Source organism: Psychrobacillus sp., from assembly GCF_056205495.1.
Map to the genome: position 1 here is coordinate 1 of NZ_JBAEAP010000036.1, position 3,154 is coordinate 3,154.

4 protein-coding genes and 1 pseudogene are annotated in these 3,154 nt (G+C 37.2%); all 5 read right to left on the minus strand.

Going from position 1 to position 3,154, the window contains the following annotated elements; all coding sequences use genetic code 11:
* On the minus strand, positions 1–142 hold a 142-nt coding region (locus AC06OU_RS01035), incomplete at its 3' end, for a flagellar hook capping FlgD N-terminal domain-containing protein (RefSeq protein ID WP_475853480.1).
* Positions 143–144: 2 nt separating this feature from the next.
* Positions 145–1,344: a flagellar hook-length control protein FliK gene (locus AC06OU_RS01040; RefSeq protein WP_475853478.1), complete on the minus strand. Its 1,200-nt coding sequence runs from the start codon at positions 1,342–1,344 to the stop codon at positions 145–147.
* Positions 1,345–1,379: 35 nt separating this feature from the next.
* Positions 1,380–1,979, minus strand: coding sequence for a MotE family protein (locus tag AC06OU_RS01045; protein WP_475853479.1), 600 nt, complete (start codon positions 1,977–1,979; stop codon positions 1,380–1,382).
* A 7-nt stretch (positions 1,980–1,986) separates the two neighbouring features.
* Entirely contained in the window at positions 1,987–2,436 is a 450-nt protein-coding gene (gene fliJ, locus AC06OU_RS01050) for a flagellar export protein FliJ (protein WP_298471141.1), read from the minus strand.
* A 1-nt stretch (position 2,437) separates the two neighbouring features.
* A pseudogene (gene fliI / locus AC06OU_RS01055) lies at positions 2,438–3,154 on the minus strand (flagellum-specific ATP synthase FliI); the annotation flags it as partial.

Genomic DNA, 3,154 nt, shown 5'->3' on the forward strand with positions numbered 1-3,154 from the left:
GATTTGTAGGATCCTGATTTTGAAGCTGTGTCATCAATATTTTTAAAAATTCATCTTTTCCAAGCGTACTATTACCCATAGTTTTAGTCGTTTTTTTAGATGACAGGTACATATTGCTTGTAATTGGTGTTAAGTCAGCCATTTTTATACCTCTATTTCACTTAGGAATTCTTGGAACGTGGTTTGTGTATCTGAAACATCCGAATCTTCTTCTTGTTGATCATGCTGTCTATGCTGTTTAAAAGTAGAGTCTTGGAAGCCCTGGTTTTTCTCCTGTTTTGCTGCATCCTGCAAAGCCTGGGTAATTTCCAGCTTCTCTATTTGTATATTTTGGTTTGCCAGTCCTTGTCTTAATTGACCAGAATGCGTGTCAAGCAATTCTTTCCCTAAGGCAGTTGATGCAAGCATTTTTGCAGTTAAGATTCCATCCTTTTGTATCAACTCAATGCGGATCGTTCCAAGCTGTTCAGGATATAGCTTAATTACTAATCTATTGGCTCCTGCTGCTTGTCCAAATTGTACCCGATTCATCACCTTTTGAAGTTCTTTTAGAAACTCCTCTGACTGAGCAGACTTTTGTGTAGGGAGAGTCATGGACACTGTCTCTACTTTTGTTTGTACAGTGGTTGTCTGACCTTGATTTACAGAAGTGGTTTCTTTACTTTCTCTTACTACTTCTGTACTCCTTCCTTTAGTTACTGATTGATGCATTACCACTTGTTGTATAAATGCTTTAGTTACGGGAGTAGAGTTTCTACCTTGTATCAATGATAAATTTGTTAAGTTTTCCTTTAAAGTTTCCAATGTTTGTTTTAGATCAAAAAGTGTCGTTTCTTGTTTGAAGGTCAAATCACTTTTGTTTCCTATAAGTTGGACTACCTTTAAAAGCTCTACTGCTTGTTTTGCTTCCACTGGACTTGTAACATTATTCGATGCTTGCCCATTTAAAGTTAAAAGGATAGAGTCAACAAGCTTTTGAGGGTGTTCCGTTACATTCGCAAGAATTTCCCATACATCCTGTTTCTGATCTGGATTCTCCAAATCTTCAAGTTTGCTTAGCAGTTTATTTAACAATTGATGTAAGTCATTTGAATCTACTAGTAGTTCATCCGTTTGAAGTAATTTCTGTGCATCCTCTATGGATTCGACATCTAATAGAGAAAGTAAATCTTGTATAAGACTTTGCTCTGTTTTCACAGGACTTTCCACATTTACAGATGGTACAGACTGACTGGAAAGAATTTGTCCAAATACATTTCCAAAGGCTTGACTGTTACCTGTTGGCAACTCTGTTTTAGGTTGCACAGCAGCAGGAGGTCTCATATTAATTATCGCTATGCTCATTTTTCTTTCACCTCCTCTCACATGCAAAATACGATTTACTGCTTGGTCATTAGCTCAGTATATTTAGCAGCATCCTGAGGCGACATTTTTTCATAAATTTTTGCAACAGTATCTGGTTTTAAACTCGCCAAAATTCTCATTGCCTCTGCATCACTCATATTCGAGATAACAGGAGCTGCTGATTTTGCAGACATTTTTTCGAAGGTAGAAACTACCTCAGCATAATCTCTCTTTGATTGCTCATTTTGTCTCTTCAGTTCTTCATTTTCCTGCAAAAGGTTTTCCTGTTCTAACAACAGGGATTCTTGGGATTTCTCAGAGTTTTCTATTTCGTCGTGAAGTTGATTAATTTGTACTTCTTTTTGCTGAATCTCTGCTTGCAGTGAAACAACTCGCTCTTCTAAGCGGATTGATTTTGTATTGTCATCCAATGGCTTATCCTCACCAAATGATGTAAGTTCTTTAGCTTTTTCAAATACATTAATATTTGTTATTTGGGCAAAAGTTAAAAGGAGAGCCAAAGCAAAGAGAAGCGGTATAATAAACAAATATAATATTTTCTTGCCTAAGCCGATTTTTCTTGGCCCGTTGTCCATCGTATGAAGGCTTTTCTTTTGATTATTCTTTTTTGCCATGCTTTACTCACCTAATCTCTTTGTTTTGAAACTTTAAGGAAGAAATCTCATCTAAAACAATCGCTTCTAAGCGATACTGTTCTTGTTGAAAACTTTCAAAATCCTTTTCTTTCATTTTTTCGAACTTCCGAACCTCTAAGCTTTTTTCCAACAGTTTTTCCTCATACCAGTTCATCTTGGACCTAGCCTGTATAACCTCTTTTTGTACAACTTCAATTCTTTTTTGGAGGCTCTCTAGAAAATTAGAATAATGATGTATTCCATCAATACTTAATCCATTGGACAGCAAATCGTTTTGAGTGTCTAGAGTAGACTCTCTTTTTTTCAAAAGATTGTATAGTTCAGTAGCAACCTGTTCAAAGGCATTAACTGACTCTTTGTACGCTATTTCTGTTTCTGACTTCTCCTGTTCACGAACCGTAAGCACCTTAGCAAATTTATATTGATAAGCAACCATCTTAAGCTCCTCCGCCTGATAACATCACTAATTCATGAACACTATTGTCCAAAGAAACTTTATCCAAATATCCTTGCTTTAAAAAAGCAGTAATTAAAGGTTCATATTGAATGGCCTCATCAATCTCTTTGGAAGTTCCTCTTTTGTATGCCCCTATATTGATCAAATCCTCTGATTTATTGTAAGTAAAGTAAAGCTCACGAAGCCTTTCAGCAGCCTTTACATGCTGTTCATCTGAAATATGATTCATTAGACGACTTATACTTTTTAACACATTGATAGCAGGAAACTGCCCCTTGTTGGCTAGCGCCCTATCAAGCACTATATGTCCGTCAAGTATCCCACGGACTGTATCAGCAATAGGCTCATTCATATCGTCTCCATCTACGAGTACCGTATAGAACGCTGTAATGCTTCCATTTTCATTTGTACCCGTTCGTTCTAACAGCTTAGGTAAAATAGAAAATACGGAGGGAGTATACCCTCTTGTAGCTGGTGGTTCACCAACTGCTAATCCTATTTCCCGTTGAGCCATCGCTACACGGGTAACCGAATCCATCATTAGCATGACATTTAAGCCTTTGTCTCGAAAATACTCCGCAATAGCAGTAGCAGTAAATGCTCCCTTAATACGCATAAGAGCTGGCTGATCAGAAGTAGCAGCTACCACGATTGACCTTTCCAATCCTTCTTTGCCAAGATCACGTTCAATAAACTC

What these genes read in the sequence shown, in the direction of transcription:
- AC06OU_RS01040 (WP_475853478.1), bottom strand. Translation starts at nt 1,344, where the DNA reads ATGAGCATAGCGATAATTAATATGAGACCTCCTGCTGCTGTGCAACCT.
- fliJ (WP_298471141.1), bottom strand. Translation starts at nt 2,436, where the DNA reads ATGGTTGCTTATCAATATAAATTTGCTAAGGTGCTTACGGTTCGTGAA.
- AC06OU_RS01045 (WP_475853479.1), bottom strand. Translation starts at nt 1,979, where the DNA reads ATGGCAAAAAAGAATAATCAAAAGAAAAGCCTTCATACGATGGACAAC.